Origin of the sequence: Patulibacter sp., assembly GCF_030655195.1 — a bacterium.
In the GTDB taxonomy this organism is placed as follows: Bacteria; Actinomycetota; Thermoleophilia; order Solirubrobacterales; family Solirubrobacteraceae; genus Patulibacter.
In genome coordinates this window covers 1-20,259 of the sequence record NZ_JAURWA010000116.1, presented here as the reverse complement: position 1 = coordinate 20,259, position 20,259 = coordinate 1, and the positions used below count along the sequence as shown (strand labels likewise).

Annotated in this window: 16 protein-coding genes; 7 read left to right on the top strand and 9 right to left on the bottom strand. The window is 73.9% G+C overall.

Translation table 11 applies throughout. The annotated features are described in order from the left end of the window. Positions 1 to 232: 232 nt before the first annotated feature. Positions 233 to 1,573, bottom strand: coding sequence for a CdaR family transcriptional regulator (locus tag Q7T67_RS12895; protein WP_304790030.1), 1,341 nt, complete (start codon positions 1,571 to 1,573; stop codon positions 233 to 235). 22 nt (positions 1,574 to 1,595) lie between these two features. Next, positions 1,596 to 2,852: a CdaR family transcriptional regulator gene (locus Q7T67_RS12890; RefSeq protein WP_304790028.1), complete on the bottom strand. Its 1,257-nt coding sequence runs from the start codon at positions 2,850 to 2,852 to the stop codon at positions 1,596 to 1,598. A 232-nt stretch (positions 2,853 to 3,084) separates the two neighbouring features. On the opposite strand from Q7T67_RS12890, the gene Q7T67_RS12885 reads away from it, so the two are divergent. Next, positions 3,085 to 4,635, top strand: a complete 1,551-nt coding sequence (locus Q7T67_RS12885) for an AMP-binding protein (RefSeq protein ID WP_304790025.1) — start codon at positions 3,085 to 3,087, stop codon at positions 4,633 to 4,635. A 116-nt stretch (positions 4,636 to 4,751) separates the two neighbouring features. After that, a complete protein-coding gene (locus Q7T67_RS12880) occupies positions 4,752 to 5,927 on the top strand; it encodes a peptidyl-prolyl cis-trans isomerase (protein ID WP_304790022.1) in 1,176 nt (391 codons plus the stop codon). 53 nt (positions 5,928 to 5,980) lie between these two features. Here Q7T67_RS12880 and Q7T67_RS12875 read toward each other — a convergent pair whose 3' ends face one another. From Q7T67_RS12875 to Q7T67_RS12865, 3 genes are all read right to left on the bottom strand, one after another. Further along, positions 5,981 to 6,703 (bottom strand): SDR family NAD(P)-dependent oxidoreductase, encoded by a 723-nt coding sequence (locus tag Q7T67_RS12875; protein ID WP_304790019.1) that lies wholly within the window; start codon positions 6,701 to 6,703, stop codon positions 5,981 to 5,983. Beyond that, positions 6,700 to 7,461 carry an SDR family NAD(P)-dependent oxidoreductase gene (locus tag Q7T67_RS12870; protein ID WP_370695400.1) on the bottom strand — a complete coding sequence of 254 codons (762 nt, stop codon included), beginning with the start codon at positions 7,459 to 7,461 and terminating at the stop codon, positions 6,700 to 6,702. The genes Q7T67_RS12875 and Q7T67_RS12870 overlap by 4 nt, the downstream gene beginning before the upstream one ends. 73 nt (positions 7,462 to 7,534) lie before the next feature. Next, entirely contained in the window at positions 7,535 to 8,656 is a 1,122-nt protein-coding gene (locus Q7T67_RS12865) for a DUF5938 domain-containing protein (RefSeq protein WP_304790012.1), read from the bottom strand. 287 nt (positions 8,657 to 8,943) lie between these two features. On the opposite strand from Q7T67_RS12865, the gene Q7T67_RS12860 reads away from it, so the two are divergent. Next, complete coding sequence (locus Q7T67_RS12860) at positions 8,944 to 10,293, top strand: CdaR family transcriptional regulator (protein WP_304790009.1); 1,350 nt, start codon at positions 8,944 to 8,946, stop codon at positions 10,291 to 10,293. Between the two features lie 51 nt (positions 10,294 to 10,344). On the opposite strand, the gene Q7T67_RS12855 is transcribed toward Q7T67_RS12860, so the two are convergent. Further along, positions 10,345 to 10,941, bottom strand: coding sequence for a TetR/AcrR family transcriptional regulator (locus Q7T67_RS12855; protein ID WP_304790006.1), 597 nt, complete (start codon positions 10,939 to 10,941; stop codon positions 10,345 to 10,347). Positions 10,942 to 11,074: 133 nt separating this feature from the next. On the opposite strand from Q7T67_RS12855, the gene Q7T67_RS21225 reads away from it, so the two are divergent. The 4 genes from Q7T67_RS21225 (at position 11,075) to Q7T67_RS12830 (ending at position 14,890) form a co-directional block, all read left to right on the top strand. After that, on the top strand, positions 11,075 to 12,592 hold the full coding sequence (locus Q7T67_RS21225) for a fatty acid desaturase (protein WP_370695398.1): 1,518 nt from the start codon (positions 11,075 to 11,077) through the stop codon (positions 12,590 to 12,592). 194 nt (positions 12,593 to 12,786) lie between these two features. Then, the gene (locus tag Q7T67_RS12840; protein ID WP_304790003.1) at positions 12,787 to 13,869 is read left to right on the top strand and encodes a metal ABC transporter substrate-binding protein; all 1,083 of its coding nucleotides are present in this window, start codon (positions 12,787 to 12,789) and stop codon (positions 13,867 to 13,869) included. Positions 13,870 to 14,010: 141 nt separating this feature from the next. Then, entirely contained in the window at positions 14,011 to 14,355 is a 345-nt protein-coding gene (locus Q7T67_RS12835; protein WP_304789999.1) for a hypothetical protein, read from the top strand. 97 nt (positions 14,356 to 14,452) lie between these two features. Continuing rightward, complete coding sequence (locus Q7T67_RS12830) at positions 14,453 to 14,890, top strand: Fur family transcriptional regulator (protein ID WP_304789996.1); 438 nt, start codon at positions 14,453 to 14,455, stop codon at positions 14,888 to 14,890. Between the two features lie 115 nt (positions 14,891 to 15,005). Here Q7T67_RS12830 and Q7T67_RS12825 read toward each other — a convergent pair whose 3' ends face one another. The 3 genes from Q7T67_RS12825 to Q7T67_RS12815 all read right to left on the bottom strand — a co-directional run bounded on the left by Q7T67_RS12825 (position 15,006) and on the right by Q7T67_RS12815 (position 20,151). After that, positions 15,006 to 17,339 (bottom strand): PhoX family phosphatase, encoded by a 2,334-nt coding sequence (locus tag Q7T67_RS12825; protein ID WP_304789993.1) that lies wholly within the window; start codon positions 17,337 to 17,339, stop codon positions 15,006 to 15,008. A 183-nt stretch (positions 17,340 to 17,522) separates the two neighbouring features. Further along, the gene (proS, locus tag Q7T67_RS12820; RefSeq protein ID WP_304789990.1) at positions 17,523 to 19,013 is read right to left on the bottom strand and encodes a proline--tRNA ligase; all 1,491 of its coding nucleotides are present in this window, start codon (positions 19,011 to 19,013) and stop codon (positions 17,523 to 17,525) included. A 118-nt stretch (positions 19,014 to 19,131) separates the two neighbouring features. Next, positions 19,132 to 20,151: an alcohol dehydrogenase gene (locus tag Q7T67_RS12815; protein ID WP_304789987.1), complete on the bottom strand. Its 1,020-nt coding sequence runs from the start codon at positions 20,149 to 20,151 to the stop codon at positions 19,132 to 19,134. Positions 20,152 to 20,259: the final 108 nt, after the last annotated feature.

Here is a 20,259-nt window from a genome sequence, read left to right as displayed (position 1 = left end):
TACGTCCGCACAGGAATGCGGGCGGCACGTGGGTCGGCGACACCTCCCCGCGGCGCCCGCCGGGGCGGCGCAGGCGCGATCCGCCGCGCGGGCCGGGACGGCGTCCCACGGCGGGTGTGCGCGACACCCCTGCCCGCGGACGGCCGACGGTGCCCGGCGGGCCGGGCTCCCGGGGCCCGCGCGGGTCGGCCCCCGGGCCGACGGGACGCGGCGTCCGGGGCCCGGACGCCGGTCAGTGCGCGGTCTGCTCGCCGATGACCCGGTGGGGCATCGCCACGGCGAGCGTCAGGGCCGCGTGCAGCGCGGCGCGACCGGGGACCACCGGGGAGCCGAGCGACCGCTCGGCCCTGCGGACCCGCGTGTAGACCGTGTTCTTGTGCAGGTGCAGCGCCTGGGCGGCGGCGAGGTGGCTGCCGCCGTGGTCCAGGAACGCCAGCGCCGTCTCGCGCAGGCGGGCCGTCGCGTCGTCGGGGGCCGCCAGCGGCCCCAGCTCGCGCTGGACGAAACGGCGGCTGCGCTCGAAGTCGGCGGTCAGGAGCGACAGGAGCTCCATCGCGCGGTAGGAGACCGTCGGGGCGTCCGGACCGCCGACGCCGGCGTCCGGGTGCAGCTCGGCGGCGTGCTGGGCCTCCTCGTGCGTGACCCGGAACCCGTCGACGCCCGGCGCCGGGCGTCCGATCGCCAGGCGCAGCCCGCCGCGGGGCACGTGCTGCTCGAGCCGCTCGACGGCCTCGGCGTCGGTCAGCTCGCCCGTCGCCGCCCACGCCCAGAGGATCGACGTGCCGACCGGGACCAGCAGCGGGTCCTTGCAGCCGACGATCCCGGCGGCGGCGACGGCCGCGCGCTCCAGGGCGCCCGGCTGCGGCACGAGCTCGGGGGACGGCGCGGCCGAGACGATGAGCCCCAGGTGCCTGCCGCGCAGCTCGTAGACGAGGCGCTGGGAGGCGACGCCGACGTCGATCGCCGCGCCGTCGAGCAGCTCGCGGACCGTCTCGATCCGCACGGCGGAGGCGCTGCGGACCCACTGGTCGCGCTCCTGCTGGTAGATCGCGGCGAGCTTGTCCGAGACGCGGTCGACGTACTCGAACAGGAGCGACGCGATCGACTCCATCGTCTGCACGGACGCGGGGTCGTCGCCGGCGACCAGGCGCAGGCGCTCCGCGAACGTCAGCCAGAGGTGGTTCTGCCCGATCCGGTAGGCGCGCAGGAGCACGGCCAGCGGGATTCGGCGGTGGACGAGGGAGACCGCGTAGTCGCGCGCGGCGTCGGGGACCGTGACGTCGGAGACCGGCAGGCCGGACTCCAGGAGCCGCATGATCTCGGTGACGTTGGCCGCGCAGCTGGCCTCGGTCTCGGCGAACAGCGCCCGCTGCTCGGCGACGTCGGAGAGCTCGGGGATCCGCTGGTGGACCGACGTGGCCATCCGCCGGCCGTGCGCGGCGCTGTCGCCGCCGAGCGCCGCCAGCAGCTCGCGCATGACCTCGGGGCTCGGTGCGGTCGCGACCGCGGACCGGGGTAGCGCGGTGGGGAGGTCCTGGGTCAGCATCGGTGGGCCACCAACGGGGTCGAACATGGCAGGGGTGGAGGGCGCGAGCCTACGCCGAGGGCGCAAGCAGATGGGACGGATGTCCGAGGCCGGCCGGACCGGCGATCCGGTGCAGCCGCAGCGCGACCTGCAGCTCGGCCCGGCGGCCGGAGACCGGCGCACCCAGGAGCGCCTCGATCTCGCGGATGCGGTTGCGCACCGTGTGCTCGTGGACCCCGAGCGTCGCCGCGGTCGAGACGTGCGAGCCGGTCGCCAGCCAGGTCAGCAGGGTCTGGCGCAGGCGCTCCGCCCGCTCGTCCCCCTCCGCGAGCGGCCCGAGCTCGTCGAGCACGAAGCCGTGGGCGCGGTCGGGGTCGTCCAGCAGGAGCGTCTCCAACCGGACGTCGCGGTCGCAGACGACGGCCGGGGCGTCCCCGAGGGCGCGCTGGACGCGGGCGACCTGCAGCGCCCGGGCGCGGGCCTGGCGCATCCCCTCGACCCCCGGACCGGCGCCGGCGAGCGCGGCGACGACGTCGGTGGCCGCCAGCCCGCGGCGCAGGAGCGTGGTGGTCGCGGGGCCCAGCGGCTCGGGCAGGGCCAGCCACAGACCCCACTCGCCGAGCCCCTCGCGGTGGGCCAGCACGCCGAGCGCGGAGGCGGCGCGGCGCAGCGGCTCGACGACCGCGTCGGCGGAGGTGGTGGCCCCGGGCCGGACGACGACGTAGGCGTGGTGGGCCGCGGGGGAGTAGCCGAGCACGCGCTCCACCTCGTCGGCGGCGACCGAGGTCCGCGGGTCGGCCAGGCGCCCGAGCACCGCGCGGCGCAGGCGGTCGGCCCCGCCCCGGTGCTCGTCCGCCGCGGCCCGGTAGGCGGCGCCGACCGGCTCCAGCACGTGGCCGATGTAGGCGAAGAGCTGCTCGCTCGGCCGGCCGAGGTACGACTCCAGCGGCGTGCCGCTGGCGCGGGCGTGCGGCCCGGACGCGGCGAACCACCGGCTCCAGAAGCGGTTCTGCCCCGACCGGTAGGCGCGCTCGAGCAGCGCCTCGGAGAGCCCGAGCTCGGCCGTCGCCCCGGCGAGCTTCAGGGCCCCCGCCGTCGGGCGCGTGGCGGTCACCGTGGAGCGCCCGGCGAGGACGTCGCGGAGGTTGGCGAGGTTGCCGTGGGTGCTCGAGGTGACGAGCTCGGCGAAGTCGCGGTCCGCCCGCCGGCCGGCGAAGACGTCGTCCATCAGACCCCCGCAGAGGTCGGCCGTCAAGCCGTCGAGGTCGAGGCCGAGCGCCGCGTCCTGGACGGCCTCGGGTACGTCGGTGGTGGCGGTGCCCGTCATCGCTTGCTCCGGTCGGCGCCCGTGCGGGACGCGGGCCGGCGTCGCATCGCGCCCGCGGCCTGACGCAGGCTAGGCCGCACCGGACGCGCGATGCATGTGTTCCCGGCACATCCGTCGTCGCGGGCGATGGGCCGGGACCCGGCGGGGGCTCACGGATCCCGTCATCGCGCCGCGCGGCGGGCTCGCGACGGACGCCATTCCCGGCGCGCGGGGCCGGGCGTAGGGTCGGGCCGTGACCACGTCGTTCATCCATCAGACCGTCGGCGACCTGCTGGATCGCGCGACCCGGGCCTTCGCCGATCGCGACGCGATCGTCCACGGCGAGCAGCGCACGACCTTCGCCGCGTTCGGCGACGCGGTGCGTCGCGCCGGCCACGCGTTCGCGTCGCTCGGCCTGGAGCACGGGGACCGGGTGTCGATCCTCTCGGCGGACCGCACCGACCTGCTCGTCGCGTTCTACGGCACCCAGGCGGCCGGGTTCGCGGTGTCGCCGCTGAACGCCCGCATGTCGGAGGAGGACCACGTCTTCATCGTCGGCGACTCCGGCGCCAAGCTGCTCGTCCACGACGGGCCGTTCACGGAGCGGGCCGGCCGGATCGCGGAGGCCACGGGCGTGCGGCTCGTGTCGCTGGACGACGACGGACCCGAGGGCTTCGCGGCGCTCCTGGCCGCCCAGCCCGCCGAGGGGCGCGCCGGGCGCTCCGCCCCCGACGACCTGGCCGCGATCTTCTACACGGGAGGCACGACCGGGCGGCCCAAGGGCGTCGAGCACTCGCAGTCGGGCTTCGTCGCGTCGTTCGTCTCCGAGGCGCTCGAGATGGGGATCGCGGACCGCTCCGTGTTCGCGCACGCCGCCCCGCTGACGCACTCCAGCGGCGTCTTCTGCGTGCCGGTGTGGATGCGCGGCGGCACGAACGTCATCCTCGGCGGCTTCGACCCCGCCCAGATGCTGGCCGCGATCGAGTCGGAGCGGATCACCTCGACCCTCGTCGTGCCGACGATGCTCTACGTGCTCCTGGACCACCCGGACTTCGCCACGCGCGACCTCTCGTCGCTGCAGTCCGTGATCTACGGCGCCGCGCCGATGGGCCGGGAGCGGCTGCTGCAGGCCATCGATCGCCTCGGGCCGATCTTCGTCCAGCTCTACGGGCAGACCGAGGCGCCCAACCAGCTCTGCGCGCTGACGGCCGCCGACCACGCCGACGCGATCGAGCGCGGCGACCTGGCGGTCCTGTCGTCCTGCGGCCGGCCCGTGACGATCGCCGACGTGCGGGTCGTCGACGACGAGGGCAACGAGGTGCCGGTCGGCGAGCGCGGCGAGATCGTCGCCCGGGGGCCCCACGTCATGAAGAGCTACTGGAACAAGCCGGAGCAGACGGCGGAGACGCTGATCGACGGCTGGCTCCACACCGGCGACATCGCCACGGTCGACGAGCGCGGCTTCGTGACGATCGTGGACCGCAAGAAGGACATGCTGATCTCGGGCGGGTTCAACGTGTACCCGAAGGAGGTCGAGGCCTGCCTGTTCCAGCACCCGCACGTGCGCGACGCCTGCGTCATCGGCGTGCCGGACGAGAAGTGGGGCGAGGCGGTCAAGGCCATCGTGGTCACGGACGGGGAGGTCGAGCCCGCCGAGCTGCAGGCGTGGGTCAAGGACCGCAAGGGCGCGGTGATGGCGCCCAAGACCGTCGACCTCGTCGACGCCATCCCGCTGACCTCTGTCGGCAAGCACGACAAGCCCGCGCTGCGCAAGGCCTACGCCGAGGCGCAGGCCGCCGTCTGACGGCGGCCGGCGGGCGGGCCGGTCCGTCCGCCGGCCGCTCGACGGTCCCGTCGGCGCCGCGCCCCGTCCCCGGGCGTCCGGCACGCGCGGGGCGTCCCGGCGCCTACGATGCCCGGGTGGATCGTCGCCGCCTCGCCCTCCTCCCCCTGCTCCCCTGCGTCGCCGGACTGGCCCTGGCCGGGTGCGGCGGCGGGGACGACGACGGCGGGGTGCCCGCCGGTGCGGTCGCCAAGGTCGGCGACACCGTCGTCTCGAAGGCGGACTACGACCGGCTGCAGCGGTTCCAGCTCATGCGGATCAGCCGGCAGGTGACCAACGGCAAGCTGTTCCAGAGCGCGCAGCCGAAGCTGCTCGACGTCACCCCGCCGTTCACGGCCTGCATCAGGACGGCGACGGAGTCCGTCCCCGCGGAGGCCAAGGCGCAGATCACCGCCGCCCAGATCAAGCAGGCCTGCGAGAACATCCCGGAGCGCCTGAAGACGGACGCCGTCCAGCAGCTGATCGCCACCGAGGTGATCAAGCAGGAGGCCGAGGACGACGACGTCGAGGTCTCCGACGGCGACGTCGACAAGGCCCTGGACGCGGCCTACACGCAGGAGATCGACGGGCGCAAGAACCTCGCGAAGTTCAAGACCCTGACGGGCCTCGACGAGGGCATCTTCCGGCAGCTCGTGCGGCAGTCGCTGACCTACCAGAAGGTCACGGAGAAGATCGCCTCCGACGCCGGACCGGTCACGGACGACGACGTCCGCAAGGACTTCGACGACAACCGCGACCAGTACGGCCAGCCCGAGACGCGCGAGCTGCACGTCGTCCTGGCCAAGGACGAGGCCGACGCGAAGGCCGCGCGGACCGCGCTGGAGGGCGGCGCGACGTTCGCGTCCGTCGCCCAGCAGTACTCCACCGACGAGCAGTCGCGCGCGCAGGGCGGCAAGCTGACGCAGGTCCAGCGGGCGCAGCTGGAGAAGGCCGCCGGCGACGCCGCGTTCTCGGCCGGCGCGACGGAGCTGGCCGGCCCGGTCCGCACCGACCTCGGCTGGTACGTGATCCGCGTCGACAAGATCACGCCGGGCAAGGCGGTCTCGTTCGACTCGGTCAAGACGGCGATCCGGCAGCAGCTGCAGCAGACCAAGCCGCAGCAGGCGGTCGCGAAGTGGGAGGCCGACGTCCTGAAGCGCTGGAAGGCGAAGACGGACTGCGCCCCGGGGTACAACCTGGTCGCGTTCTGCAAGAACCAGGTGACGCCGAAGACCGGCACGACGACCGGCGTGGCGCCGGCGACCGGCGACTGAGGACCGAGGGCGCGAGCCGGTCCGACCCGCGCCCCCGGTCGCTGCACCTCGCCTCAGACGAGAGCGGCGTACAGGCCGCCGTCCATCACGTACGCGTTGGACGTCGAGAAGCTCGACCGGTCCGACGCGAGGAACAGCACCGTGCGGGCGATCTCCTCGGCCGTGCCCAGCCGGCCCTGGCGCGCGTCGATGACGTCGTGGACCGGTGCGCCGATCGCGGCCGTGAGCTCCTCCGCGTGTGAGGACACCATCTCGGTGTCCGCGAACCCGGGGCAGACGCAGTTGACGCGCACCCCGACGTCGCGCAGCTCCGCGCCCATCGTCTTCGTCAGGCCGACGACGCCGTGCTTGGAGGCACCGTAGGCCCCGATCAGCGGCGCGCTCCGCAGCCCGGTGACGGACGCGATGTTGACGATCGCCCCCTTGCCCGCCGGCGCCATGATCTTGGCGGCCTCGCGGGCCGTCACGAAGACGCCGTCGAGGTTGATCGACATGAGCTCGCGCCACTCGGCGAGCGACGTCTCGGTGATCGGCTTGACGAACGCGACGCCGGCGTTGGGCACGACGATGTCGAGCCGCCCGTGCTTCTCGGCGGTCTCGTTCAGGACGCGGCCGACCGCGGCCTCGTCGCGGACGTCGAGCTCGACGTCCGTGCCGCTGATGTCGGTGCGGACGACGATCGCGCCCTCCCCCTCCAGCGCGTCGCAGATCGCGGCGCCGACGCCCTTGCCGGCCCCGGTGACGAGGGCGACGCGGCCCTCCAGCTCGCCGCTCACAGGAGTCCCTCCACCAGTCCGCCGTCGAGCACGTGTGCGGCGCCCGTCGTCCATTCGGCGTCGTCCGACGCCAGGAACGCGACCATCTCTGCGACCTCCTCGGACGTCCCGAGACGTCCCTGCTTGATCTTCACGACGTCGCCGAACGGCAGGCCGACCGCGGCCTCGAACGGCTTGACCAGCCGGTCCACCATGGCGGTCCCGATGAACGCCGGGCAGACCGCGTTGACGCGGATGCCGGCGGCGCGCAGCTCGATCGCCGCGACCTCCGTCAGCCGCACGACCGCGCCCTTGGACGCGCAGTACGCGCCGAGCAGCGGGGCGCCGCCCAGACCGGCGACCGACGCCATGTTCACGATCGATCCGCCGCCGGACTCCACGAGCGCCGGGACCGCGGCCTTGATGCCCAGGAACGGGCCGGTGACGTTGATCTTCATCAGCCGCTCGAACTCGTCCTGGCCGGTCTCGGTGATCGGCTTGCCGATCTCGATGCCGGCGTTGTTGACGAGCACGTCGAGGCCGCCGAAGGCGTCGCGGGCGGCGGCCACGGCGGTCTCCCACTCGGCCGCGACGGTGACGTCGTGGGTGACGGCGACGGCCTTCTCGCCGAGCGCCGAGGCGAGCGCCTCGGCCCCGGCTCCGTCGACGTCGGTGACGACGACGCTGGCGCCCTGGGCGATGAACAGCTCGGCCGTGGCCTTGCCGAGGCCGGCCGCGGCGCCGGTGATGAGGGCGCGCTTGCCCTCGAGGCTCGAGATCACGGGGTCCTCCTGACGCCGCTGGTGGTGGTCCTGGTCATGGGACGCTCCTTCTGGTGGGGGGCGGCGGGCATCAGTCGCGGACGACGATCGGCTCGCCGGTCAGGCCGTACTGCTGCAGGACGTCGAGCAGGCGACGGTGGCCGAAGGCCTGGCAGCCGGACGCGAAGCCCACGCGGTCGGGCTTCTGGCGCAGCAGGTGCAGCGCGCCGTAGGCCTGCAGCAGGGCGGTCTGCTTGTAGTTCGAGTTGCCGCGCAGCACGACGTGGGCGTGCTTGAGCGGACCCGTTGCGTGGACGGAGTCCATCGAGCGGTTGTAGGCCGCCATCTCGCGCGGCGGCATCGGCGCGGCGTTCGCCGCGGCCATCTCGTCGAGCTTCGCGCGCTGCTGGTCCTCGGGCAGCGGGCGGATGGCCTCCTCGACCGCCTGGGCGATCTGGAGCACGACCTGCATCAGGCCGCGGTTGTAGACACCGCCGAGCGAGGAGACGTCGTTGACGCGCGGGTCGTCCTTGTACCAGACGGGCAGCGACGTGCCGCCCCACGGGAGCGTCAGCGCCGTCTCGTGCTGGCCGGGCATCGAGACCTCGTAGAGCTGCGTGCCCTCCCAGGCGACGTACTCGCCGGCCTCGAGCTTGTACGGGGTCGAGAGCAGGTTGGAGAAGATCGTCTCCGTCGACGCCGTGGTCGGCGCGCCCTTCCAGAGGACGACGGTGTCGAGGGTCTCGTAGCCCGGCTGCTCGAGAGCGATCTCGGACGCGATCTCGCCCGTCGTGTACATCTGCGCGATGCCGGGGGCGAGCAGCAGGCCGGCCTCCTCGAAGCCGGCGGCGTGACGCTCCTGGGCGGAGAGGATCCAGTTCTGCTCGCCCGTGGTGTCGAGGTAGTGGCAGCCGGTGGCCAGGCACGCCTCGACGACCTCGTGACCGAGGTCGGCGAACGGGCCGACGGTGTTCAGGACGACCTTCGCGCCGTCGAACAGCTCGGTCAGCGCCTCGACGGTGTGCTCGACGGCGGCGACCTCGTAGACGCCGGTGTCGGCGACGCCCGGGACGCGCTCGACGACCTCCTGGAGGCGCTCGGCGTTGCGGCCGGCGGCGACGAACGGGATGCGCAGCTCGCGCAGGTACTCGACGATGAGCCGGCCGGTGTAGCCGCTGGCGCCGTAGACGACGACGGGGTGCTTGCTGGGCATGCTTCGCTCTCCTCCTCGGTGGGGCCGACGGTGCGTGTCGGTCGACGCGCGTCCCGGTCCCGGGGGTCTCGGTGGGTCCCGTCCCGCGACGCCGGGCGGCGTCGTCCTCGGACGGGTCTGGGGCGACCGTCCCAGGCGGACTCCGACACGCGCCTGTCGGATCGCCCGCGTCCGGCGGCCCCCGGGTGTCGGAAACCCACGTCGCTGGCGGATCCCGGGAGCGGCCGGGGGACGGGCTCACGGGTTCGGTCATGGCCGCCCCGGGACCCCGGACGTAGCGTCCTCACGTGCACGCGCTCCCGGAGATGCAGGCCCCGACGGACGTCCCGTCCGCCGTCGTGCTCCACGGACGGCGCGCGACGCCCCCGCCGACGCGGACGGCCGGCCGCCGGGCCCCGGCGGGGCCGCCGTCGCCCTGGGCCCGGGGGCCCCGGGTCGGCCTGGGGCCGGACGACCTCGCACGCGACGTCCCGGTCCTGGCGCTCGCCCACCGCGTGGTCGGGCAGATCGTCGCCGAGGTCTACCCCGAGCGCGACGACGACCCGGCCTTCCGCTCGCTGCTGGGCTCGTGCGTCCGGGAGAACGTCCGCGCGGTCGTCGACCTGTGGGCGGGGCGCCTCGCCCTCGACGACGTCGCCCCGGAGCACGCGATCGCGTTCGCCCGGACGGCCGCCGAGGCACGGATCCCTCTGGGCGTCCTCGAGCGGACCTACTGGATCGGGGCGGGCCTGCTGTGGGACGCCTGGGTCGACCGCGTCACCGCCGCCGAGCCCGCACCCGGGGACCTCGGTGCGCTGATCGGGGCGCCCGGCCGGCTGCTCTTCGCCTACGTCGACCGGGTGCTGGCGGTCGTCGTGCCGGCCTATGAGGCGACCCGCGCGAGCATGGCCCGCCGGGTCGACGACCTGCGCCGGGTGGCGCTGGACGACCTGCTGGCGGACGACGGCCCGGCCGACCCCCGCTGGGAGGCGACGCTCGGCTACCGCCTGTCGGCGGAGCACCTCGCGGTCCTCGTGGAGCCCGAGGGCCGGGTGCCGCAGGAGACCGTCGCGGCGCGGATCGCGGCCGCGGCCGGTGCGACGGCGACGACGCTGCGCGACGAGGGCTCGGGCACGTGGGTGCTCTGGCTCGGACGGGCGGAGGGGTTCGACGCCGAGGCGGTGGGGCGCCTGCGCCGGCACCTGTCGACCGTCTGCGGGCGCGTCGCGGTGGGCGAGCCCGGCGCGGGCGTGGACGGGTTCCGCCGCTCGCGCGCCCAGGCGCTGCTGGCCCGGCGGGTGCAGCGGGTGGTGGCGGAGGCGACCGGCGCCGCGGCACCCAGCTGGTACGCCGACGTCCGCCTCGAGGCCCTGCTGCTGGCCGACGAGACCCAGGCGCGCCGCTACGCGACGGAGGAGCTCGGGCCGCTGGCCGGCGAGGACCCGCACGACGTCCGCGTGCGACGCACCCTGCTGGCCTGGCTCTCGTGCGGCAGCCAGGCCGCCGCGGCCGCCGCGCTGGGGGTGCACGAGAACACGGTCCGCCAACACGTCCGCCGGGCCGAGGCCGTGCTGCCGACGGTCCTGGCGCACCGGCGGACCGAGCTGCTGGTGGCGCTGCGGCTGGACGCGGCGCTGGCGGGGCCGGCTCGCGGGTGAGCCCGAGCCCCGGCCGATCCCGGGGGCGGACTCCGGCGGCGGGGGTGGGCCCTACGGCCCGAGCGACAGCGTCCGGGCCCACACGGTCGTCATCGCGTCGACGCGGCCGGCGTCCCCGGCGTCGTCGTCCTCGAGCACGAGCAGGTGGCACGAGCGCTCCACCATCCAGACGAGCACCTCGGCGAGCTCCCCGGCCTCGACCGGGTCGAGCCCGTCGCGGACCAGCCGGGCACGGGTGGCGTCGACGAAGCGACCGATCGCGGCGGTCCAGTACGCGGATACATCGGGGTCGTAGCCCGCGGCCTCCATCAGTGCGCGGACGAGGATGCGGGAGCCACGGTAGTGCGCCGCGATCGTGCGCAGGGTCTCGTGCAGCTGCGCCCGGCCGCCGGTGCCCGACCACCAGTGGTCGGCGTCGTCGAAGAGCCCCGCGACGAACTCGTCCGTCATCGCCAGCAACAGGTCGCGCTTGTCGCGGAAGTACTGGTAGAAGCCCGTCCGCGTCTGACCCGCGCGCTCCGCGATCGCGCCGACGGACAGCGCGGCGTAGGGGACGCCCTCCTCGAGCAGCGCGGTGGCGGCGGCGATCAGGGCGTGCTCCTGGCGCCGGAGCTCGCCGGTGCCGTCGCGCCTGGTGGGGGTCGACATCCCGGCGGACTCTAGCCCGTCGTCCCGCCGTGCCCCGGTGCCTCGGGAGATCCGCCCTTGACGCGGCACCTGACACCCTGTCAGGCTGCGGGTGCACGGCGTAGGCCGGGCGGAGCGAGCAAGGGAGCGGGACATGAGCACGGCGACAGTCGACGACCACCACGACCACGAGCACAGCCACCACCACGGTGACGCCGGCCCCGTGAACGAGCCGTCGTGGACCGACTCCAAGCGGTACATCTGGCTGCTGGGGCTCGTCATCCCCGTCACGCCGTTCCTCGCCTGGGGGCTCGTGGAGGCCACCGGCCTCGGCGTCTTCTGGTGGCTCGGGCCCCTGCTGGTCTACGTGCTGATGCCGGTGCTCGACAGCATCATCGGCACGGACGCGGAGAACCCGCCGGACCGGATCCTGGCCTGGCTCGAGCAGGACCGCTACTACCGCTGGTGCACCTACGCGTACATCCCGCTGCAGTACGCGTCGCTCGTCGGCGCCTGCGCGCTGTGGGCGAGCGGCGACCTCAGCCTCGTCGAGTCGATCGGCCTGGCGTGCACCGTCGGCGTCGTCTCGGGCTTCGCGATCAACGCGGCCCACGAGCTCGGCCACAAGCGCGACAAGTCCGAGAAGTGGCTGGCGAAGATCGCCCTGGCGCAGACCTTCTACGGGCACTTCTTCGTCGAGCACAACCGCGGGCACCACGTCCGGGTCGCCACGCCGGAGGATCCCGCCAGCTCGCGTCTGGGCGAGAGCTTCTACGCGTTCTGGCCCCGCACGGTCAAGGGCAGCCTGACCTCGGCGATCGAGCTCGAGTGGGCCCGCCTGCGCCGCCTGAAGCGCAACCCCTGGTCGATCAAGAACGACCTGCTGAACGCGTGGCTCATGAGCGTCGTCCTGTTCGGCGTGCTGATCGCGGCGTTCGGCGTCGGCGTCGCGCCGTGGCTCGCGTTCCAGGCGATCTTCGGCTTCACGCTGCTCGAGATCGTCAACTACCTCGAGCACTACGGCCTGACGCGCCAGAAGAAGGACGACGGCCGGTACGAGCGCTGCCGTCCCGAGCACTCCTGGAACAGCAACAACGTCGCCTCGAACGTCTTCCTCTACCACCTGCAGCGCCACTCGGACCACCACGCCAACCCGACCCGCCGGTACCAGGCGCTGCGCCACTTCGAGGAGGCCCCGCAGCTGCCCTCGGGCTACGGCGGCATGATCGTCGTCGCGGCGATCCCGCCGCTCTGGCGCCGCATGATGGACCACCGCGTCCTCGCCCACTACGGCGGCGACGTCACCCGCGCGAACCTCCTGCCGCGCAAGCGCGCGAAGCTGCTGCGGAAGTTCGGGCCGGGCACGCCGGCCGCCGAGAAGGGCGCGAGCGTCTACGCCCGGCGCGCCGAGGCCGACCGCCTGGCCCAGGAGCAGATGGCCGCCGAGGAGGCCGCCCGCGTGAAGACCTTCGAGCAGGCCGCCTACCGCTGCCCCGTCTGCGAGTACACCTACGACGACGCGGCGGGCGACCCGCACAACGGCGTCGAGCCCGGCACCCCGTGGTCCGCCGTCCCGAACGAGTGGAACTGCCCCGAGTGCGGCGTGCGCGACAAGGTGGACTTCGTGCCGGTGCAGGCGCAGGGCGCGTCCTCGCCGGTCTCCGCCGACTGAGCCGGAGCTCCCGAGCCCCGGGCCGTCCGCCGTCGGCCGACCCGGGCCGAGGCGGCGCGGGTCGACAGACTGGACGGCGGTCGGCGCTCGCGGGGCGACGGTCACTGATGATGGGACTCGTTCTCATGTAAGGTTCCTGCTCGTCGGGTGCGGAGCACCGCGCCCGGCGTCCTCCGTCGCACGTCAGGAACCCGATGACCTCCCGCCCCACAGCCCGCTCCGTCCGCCGCCGGGGAGCGGCCGTCGCCGTCGCCGCCGCGGCCGCCGCCCTGCTGGCGGGCTGCGGCTCCTCCGACGACACCACGACGGCGACGGCCGCCGACGGCACGACGGTCCCGGTCGTGAAGGTCGTCGCCACCACGTCGCAGCTCGGCGACCTCGTCCGGGAGGTCGGCGGCGACGCGGTCGACGTCCACCAGGTGCTGCAGCCGAGCACGGACCCCCACGAGTACGAGCCCCGTCCGAACGACGTCACGGCGACGGCGGAGGCCAAGGTCGTCTTCGCCTCGGGACTCGGGCTCGACGGGTGGGTCGACGACGTCGCGAAGCAGTCCGGGACCGACGCCCCGGTCGTCGAGGTCGGCGACACGGTGCCGACGAAGCTCGCCGGCGAGGAGGGCCACGACCACGAGCACGCCGAGGGCGAGGAGCACGCGGACGGGGACCAGCACGCCGAGGGCGAGGAGCACGCGGAGGAGGGGCACGACCACGAGGGCGAGTTCGACCCCCACTGGTGGCACGACCCCACGAACGTCGAGCACGCCGTCGGGGTCATCCGCGACGCGATCGTGAAGGCCGACCCCGGCTCGGCCGCGCTGGTCCGCAGGAGCGCCGCGGCGTACCTGGCGAAGGTCCAGGCGCTGGACGCCGGCATCGAGAAGTGCATCGCGACGGTCCCGAAGGCGGAGCGCAAGCTCGTCACCAGCCACGACGCCTTCAACTACTTCGCGGGCCGGTACGGCATCACCGTCGTCGGCGCGACGATCCCCTCGCAGACCACGCAGGCGCAGCCCTCGGCGGGCCAGGTGGACGCGCTGACGAAGCTCATCCGCGACGAGGGCGTCAAGGCGATCTTCCCCGAGTCGTCCGTCAACCCGAAGCTGTCGCAGGCGATCGCCCGCGAGACGGGAGCCTCGTCGGACCTGACGCTCTACGGCGACGCGCTCGGCGAGAAGGGCAGCGACGGCGCGACCTACATCGGCATGGAGCGCCACAACGCCGACGCCGTCGTCCGGGGCTTCACCGGCAAGGCGAAGGGCTGCAGCCTCCCGGGCTGACCCCTTCCGGGCGGGGTCGGCGGGCCGGCCCCGGGTGCCCCGCCGCGTGCGCGTACCGCGGCCACCCGGCGCACCCGCCCGAGAATGCTTCTCGCTCTCAGCTGCTTGGGGGAAGTGGGCCGGCCGGGCACCATCCGGGGCATGAGCGACCACGCCACCCACAGTGAGCACCCCCACGTCCACGGCCCCGGCTGCGGCCACCCGGCCGTCGAGCACGACGGTCACGTGGACTACCTCCACGACGGGCACCTGCACCACCCGCACGAGGACCACGTCGACGAGCACGTCATCGAGGTCGACGGGACGCACCCCGACGGCCACACCCACGCGGCCGCCGGCCACGACGGCGGCCACGTCCACGGCCCGGACTGCGGCCACCCCGAGGTCCCGCACGGCGACCACGTCGACTACCTCGTCGACGGCGTCCTGCACCACCCGCACGTCGACCACTGCGACGACCACGGCCCGCTGCCGGTCGTCTCCTGACGCGACGCAGCGCCCCGGGTGCGGCGCCCTGACCGCGGCGCGCTGTGCCGATTGATCTGCGAGTGAGACCCGTTCTCATTTCGGGTACGATGCGTTCGTGGACGTCGCGACCCGGGACCGATGGCTCGAGCACGCCGCGTCGCGCATGACCGCGGCCGGGCTGCGCACGGGTGCCGCCCGCTCCGCCGTGGTCGAGCTCCTCGCCCGCGAGGGCCAGTGCCTGCTGACCGCCGCCGAGATCTCCGACCGGCTGCGGACCGGCAGCACCGGCTCGACCGCCTCGGTCTACCGCGTGCTCGACGAGCTCTCCGAGCTCGGCCTGGTCCACCGCCTCGACGGCCGCGACGGCGTGGCGCGCTTCGAGATCGCCGATCCCGAGCACCATCACCACCATCTCGTCGACGACGTGACGGGCGAGGTCCGGTCGTTCGCCGACGACGACCTCGAGCGGGCGATCGAGGACGTCGCCCGTCGTCACGGCTTCCGACTCTCGGGTCACGACGTCGTGCTGCGCGGGACCGCCGAGACCGGCTGAGTCCCGCGCCCCGGCCGACGGCCGAGATCGCCGGGGACGGACCCGCAGGTCGGCCCCGCCGGCGGCCGTGCCGCCGGTGGACGGAGGGGGCCGGCGCACGCGCCGGCCCCGCCGGTCAGCTGATGCGGAAGCGGTCGCTGCGGCGCAGCTTCTTCGGCGAGCCGTCGACCGGGGTGACCTCGAGGAGCACCTCGGCCTGCAGCTTGCGACCACGGCGCAGGCGCAGCGCGGCACGGGCCACCGCGCCGGGGCGCAGGCGGACGTCGTGCTCACCCGCGCCGACCGTGCGGCGGACCGTCACGGCGGTGATCGTCCGCGCCTTCGAGCGCCCGACCTTCGGGACCCGGACACGCAGCTGCACGAGCAGGCGGGCGGCCTCGCGGACGCGGACCTCCGCCGTGATGCCCCGACCCGTCAGGGTCGCGAGCTTCACCGAGCCCGGCACCGAGATCGTCGTCCTGCCCGTGGGCTTCGGGGTCGGCTCGGGCGTCGTCGGCGGGATCGTCGTGCTGCCGCCGGGCGGGGGCGTGCCCGGGCCGGGGCCGGGCGTGCCGGGACCGGGGCCACCGGGGCCGGGCGTGCCGGGACCCGCGGGCTGCCGGGCCCGGGTGATGGCCACGGTCGTCGGGCGCGGCAGCGACGGGTTGACGCCGGCCGTCCTGTCGCCCTGCGGCCACCAGCTCGTGTAGGTCTCGGGCTTCCCGTACACGGCGCCCTTGACCGTCGGCGTCTCCTCGCCCGGGTGCTGGACGTTGACGAACAGCGTCGAGCCGTCGGCGGAGAAGTACGGGCCGGTGCCCTCGGCCTCGATCGGCATGTTCGCGAAGCGGTAGGCGATGCCGGCGTTGGGGCCCGAACGCGGGATCATGAAGACCGCGTTGTTGCCGTGGTAGGCGTAGTAGGCCTTCTGGCTCGAGGACCCCTTGAGCGAGCTCGACGAGATGTCGGTGACGACCCAGAGGTTGTTCGCGTCGTCGAAGACGAGGTTGTCGCAGGACGAGAAGCCCTGCTCGCCGACGTCGTCGCGGCCGGACGGTCCGCCCTCGGCGTAGTCCTCCCACGTGAACGTCGCCGCAGTCGGGTCGTTGTTCTGCTCGCGCAGCTTGCGGATCGCGCCGTGCTGATCGTTGACGCCCGAGTTGTTCGTGAAGGAGACGTAGACCGTGCCGTCCACGTCGACCTCGACGTCCTCGGGGCGGTTGGTCGCGAAGTACTTGTCGTAGTCCGCGCCGAAGCGCTTGCGCAGGTGCGAGGCGGTGTCGACGAGCTCGGACTCGTTCACGAGGACCCACTCGCCGGTGCCGGAGGTCGCGGTGAGCAGGCCGGAGCCGTCCGCGTTCTTGAACCGGCGGCGGCCCTCGGGCGACCACTTCGCGACGAAGAGCTGGCCCTCCGTGAGGATCTTCAGGTTCTCCTCGCGCCGGCCCTCGACGAACTTCCGGCTCGAGACGAACTTGTAGACGCCCTCGTTGACCTTGTCGTCGCCCATGTAGAGCACGAAGCGCTTGCCGGCCACGTGGCGGAACGCCGTGTTCTCGTGGCGGAAGCGGCCCAGGGCGGTGTGCTTGCGGGGGGTGGAGGACGCGTCGTAGGGATCGTGCTCGACGACCCAGCCGTAGTTCGCGTTCGTCGTCAGCGAGTAGGTGCCGCCCCAGCCGTAGCCGGACGCCGAGGCGTAGTCCTGGAAGTTCTCCTCGCAGGACAGCGCGGTGCCCCACGGGGTGATGCCGCCGGAGCAGTTGGCGATCGACCCGTCGATGACGTCGGGGCGCTCGGCGCTCTGGCCGACGCGGACGAGCGTGCCGTCGGCCAGCGCGGCGTCGGCCTTCCCGGCGAGCGGTCCGGTGACCCTGCACGCCGGCGAGTCGCCGGTGATGCGGCGGTTGTACGGCGACGGCGAGACCACGGTCCAGACGCCCTCCGCGTTCCGGCGGACGTGGACGATCGAGTTGCCGACGGAGGACTTCTCGAGCGCGATGTCGGCGGGGGTCTTCTCCGCGGCGGTCGCGTGCCCGTGCTGGAAGAACGGCCCGGGGTACTCGTGGTTGACGAAGAGCAGCGCCTCGTCCGGCTTGCCGGGCAGCGGCATGTACGCCAGGAAGTCGTTGTTGAAGCCGTAGCGGAGCTTCGTGCCGTCCGTGTTCTGGAACGCGTCGTCCCAGCCGATGACGACGTCGGCGCGGAAGCCCTCGGGGACCTCGAAGCGGTCGGCGGACGACGCGGCGATCGCCTCGAAGTCGAAGAACGGGGTGGGCGGGCCCGCGGCGACGGCGCTGTCGCCCATGAGGGACGTGGCCCCCGCGGAGTCCAGGGCCACGGCGGCCATGGTGCTGGCGCCCGCGACGGCGACGCCGCGGACGAAGCCCCGCCGGGTGTGGCCGGACGCGGGGGTGGCGGCGGGTGCGGGCGTGTCGGACGCGGCTCGGGCGGCGGCCAGGGGGTCGAGCATGGGGCTCCTGTGAGGGTGAGCGACGAGGGGCGGACGAGATACGGGAATGGATCCCGTCCTCGCTCCTCGACGCTAGAGCCACGCCCAGCGCGCCATGTGAAGCCCTCGTGAGCGGCCGGTGATCGAGGTGTCACCGGGCACCGCGCCCGGCCCGTGCGACCGGGCGCCCCACGCCCCGCGCGCTCAGTAGGACTTCGCCAGCACCAGGTCCTGCGTCGCCGGGTTGCCCGAGAAGAGGCAGGTCTCGGCCGTGGTGCGGCGGGTGAGGGTCGCGCAGCGGCGGCTCAGGGCGAGCTTGGCCAGACGCTCCGGCATGTCGGCCTCGCCGTCCCACGGGGCGATGACGACGCCGTCGAAGCCGGACTCGTACGCGGCGGCGATCTCCTCGACGCTCGTGAAGTCGGAGCGCAGGAAGGCGTCGCGGTAGCCGGCGGCCTCGCTCCACATCGTCGTCTGGGCGTCCTCGAGGATCTCGACGGCCTGGGCGACGATCTCGTCCTGCAGGAGGAGCTCCCGGTCGGGCTGCTCGCGCCAGCGGCGGGAGAGCATCGCCTTGCCGGAGCCGAGGTCGCGCTTGCCGAGCTGCACGATCAGCGGTACGCCGCGGCGGACCCACTCCCAGCGACGGGTGGGGGCGTCGAAGTCGCGGCCGTCGACGTGGACGCGGACCGGGGCCCGCCGCCAGGCTAGGCCGCGGAGCTTCGTCGCCAGCTCCTGGGCGGCGGCGACGACCTCGTCGTCGAGGTCCATCGGGATCACGACGATCTGGTGCGGGCTCAGCGACGGCGGCAGGCGCAGGCCGTTGTCGTCGGAGTGGGTCATGATCACGCCGCCGATCAGGCGGGTCGACGCGCCCCAGGAGGTCGTCCAGGCGTGCTGCACCTCGCCCTCCTTGTCGGAGAACGTGATGCCGGAGCCCTTGGCGAAGTTCTGGCCCAGGTCGTGCGAGGTGCCGGCCTGGAGCGCCTTGCCGTCCTGCATGATCGCCTCGATGCAGAAGGTCCGGACCGCGCCCGGGAACCGCTCCTCGGGGGTCTTCTCGCCCGTGATCACGGGCATCGCGAGGACGTCCTCCGAGAACGCGCGGTAGACCTCGAGCATGCGCGCGGTCTCCTCGGCGGCCTCCTCCGCGGTCGCGTGCACCGTGTGGCCCTCCTGCCAGAGGAACTCGGTGGTGCGCAGGAACATGCGCGTGCGCAGCTCCCAGCGGACGACGTTGGCCCACTGGTTGATGAGGAGCGGCAGGTCGCGGTAGGACTGGATCCAGCGGGAGAACGACTCGCCGATGATCGTCTCGGACGTCGGGCGCACGACGAGCGGCTCGGCCAGCTCGCCGTCGGGCACCAGACCGGAGCCGTCGTCCGCGGCCTTCAGGCGATGGTGGGTGACGACCGCCATCTCCTTCGCGAAGCCCTCGACGTGGTCGGCCTCCTTCTCGATCAGCGACTTCGGGATGAAGAGCGGGAAGTACGCGTTGACGTGCCCCGTCTCCTTGAAGCGCCGGTCCAGGTCGGCCTGCATCTGCTCCCAGATCGCGTAGCCCCACGGCTTGATGACCATGCAGCCGCGGACCACGGAGTTCTCCGCGAGGTCGGCGTGCTTGATGACCTCGAGGTACCACTTGGGGAAGTCGGACTCTCGGGTCGCAGCGAGTCGGGACGTGCCTGCGGCCATCGGCGGATCATACGTTCGCGTCCGGGGCGCGGCCCGGCCGTCGGGCCCGGCCCGGTCCGCCGCGGGCCGGATCCGCGGGTCGCCGGCGAGAGCGACCCGCGGATCGGCGGCGGCGGGCTCAGGCCCCGGTGGTCAGCACGACGCGGAAGCGCGCGTCGCCGCTCATCATCCGGGCGTAGCCCTCGGCGGCCTGCTCGAGCGGGTAGGTCTCGATCGTCGGGCGGACGTCCTGCAGCGCGCTGAAGCGCATCGTGTCCTCGGAGTCCTTCGACGTGCCCGAGGCGTGGCCGAGCACCCCGGTGCTGCCCGGGATCAGCGCGAACGGGGGGATCTGCATCGGGTCGGCGGACGCGCCCACGACGACCATCCGGCCGCGGGGGCGCAGGCCGCCGACGGCGGCGCTCATCGCGTCCGGCGCGGTGACGGTCGCCAGGATCGTCTGGGCGCCGCCCAGCTCCTGCAGGGCCTCGGCGACGTCGGTCGCCGTCGAGTCGATGTAGTGGTGCGCGCCGAGGTCGCGCGCGCGCTGCTCCTTCTCGGTGCCGCGGGCGATCGCGACGGTCTCGAAGCCCATGTTGCGGGCGTACTGGACGCCGAGGTGGCCCAGGCCGCCGATCCCGAGGATCGCGACGAGGTCGCCCGCCCGGGCACCGCTCTCCCGCAGCGCGTTGAAGGTGGTGATGCCGGCGCACAGCAGCGGCGCGGCGTCCTCCGCGGAGAGCTCGTCCGGGATCGACGCGAGCGCGGACTGCGGCACGACGACGTGGTCGGCGTAGCCGCCGTCGTAGGCGATGCCCGGCACCCGGCCGTTGACGCACGAGATCAGGTCGCCGCGGCGACACGGGTCGCAGTGGCCGCAGTGGCCGCCGAACCAGCCGACGCCGACGCGCTGGCCCTCCTGCCACGGCTCGACGCCCTCGCCGACGGCCTCGATCGTGCCGGCGATCTCGTGACCCGGGACGCGGGGGTACTCGATGCCCGGCATCCCGCCCTCGATCGTGAACGCGTCGGAGTGGCAGACCCCGCAGGCCTCCACCCGGACGCGGACCTCGCCCCGCCCCGGCTCGCGGAGCTCGCGCTCCACCAGCTCGAGCGGAGCTCCGGGTCCGGGGGCCTGCATCGCGCGCGACGTCGTCATGTCGCGACCGTACCCCACCGCCTGCGCGGGCCGGACGGGCACCGGCGACGCACGCTCCGCGCCGCGCGGCGCGAGCGGCGGCGGGCGGCGCCCTCCTCGCCCCCGCCG

Excerpts from the sequence above, each read along its gene's own strand:
- Q7T67_RS12895 (WP_304790030.1), bottom strand. The coding sequence starts at position 1,573 with ATGTTCGACCCCGTTGGTGGCCCACCGATGCTGACCCAGGACCTCCCC.
- Q7T67_RS12890 (WP_304790028.1), bottom strand. The coding sequence starts at position 2,852 with ATGACGGGCACCGCCACCACCGACGTACCCGAGGCCGTCCAGGACGCG.
- Q7T67_RS12865 (WP_304790012.1), bottom strand. The coding sequence starts at position 8,656 with ATGCCCAGCAAGCACCCCGTCGTCGTCTACGGCGCCAGCGGCTACACC.
- Q7T67_RS12855 (WP_304790006.1), bottom strand. The coding sequence starts at position 10,941 with ATGTCGACCCCCACCAGGCGCGACGGCACCGGCGAGCTCCGGCGCCAG.
- Q7T67_RS21225 (WP_370695398.1), top strand. The coding sequence starts at position 11,075 with ATGAGCACGGCGACAGTCGACGACCACCACGACCACGAGCACAGCCAC.
- Q7T67_RS12840 (WP_304790003.1), top strand. The coding sequence starts at position 12,787 with ATGACCTCCCGCCCCACAGCCCGCTCCGTCCGCCGCCGGGGAGCGGCC.
- Q7T67_RS12835 (WP_304789999.1), top strand. The coding sequence starts at position 14,011 with ATGAGCGACCACGCCACCCACAGTGAGCACCCCCACGTCCACGGCCCC.
- Q7T67_RS12825 (WP_304789993.1), bottom strand. The coding sequence starts at position 17,339 with ATGCTCGACCCCCTGGCCGCCGCCCGAGCCGCGTCCGACACGCCCGCA.
- proS (WP_304789990.1), bottom strand. The coding sequence starts at position 19,013 with ATGGCCGCAGGCACGTCCCGACTCGCTGCGACCCGAGAGTCCGACTTC.
- Q7T67_RS12815 (WP_304789987.1), bottom strand. The coding sequence starts at position 20,151 with ATGACGACGTCGCGCGCGATGCAGGCCCCCGGACCCGGAGCTCCGCTC.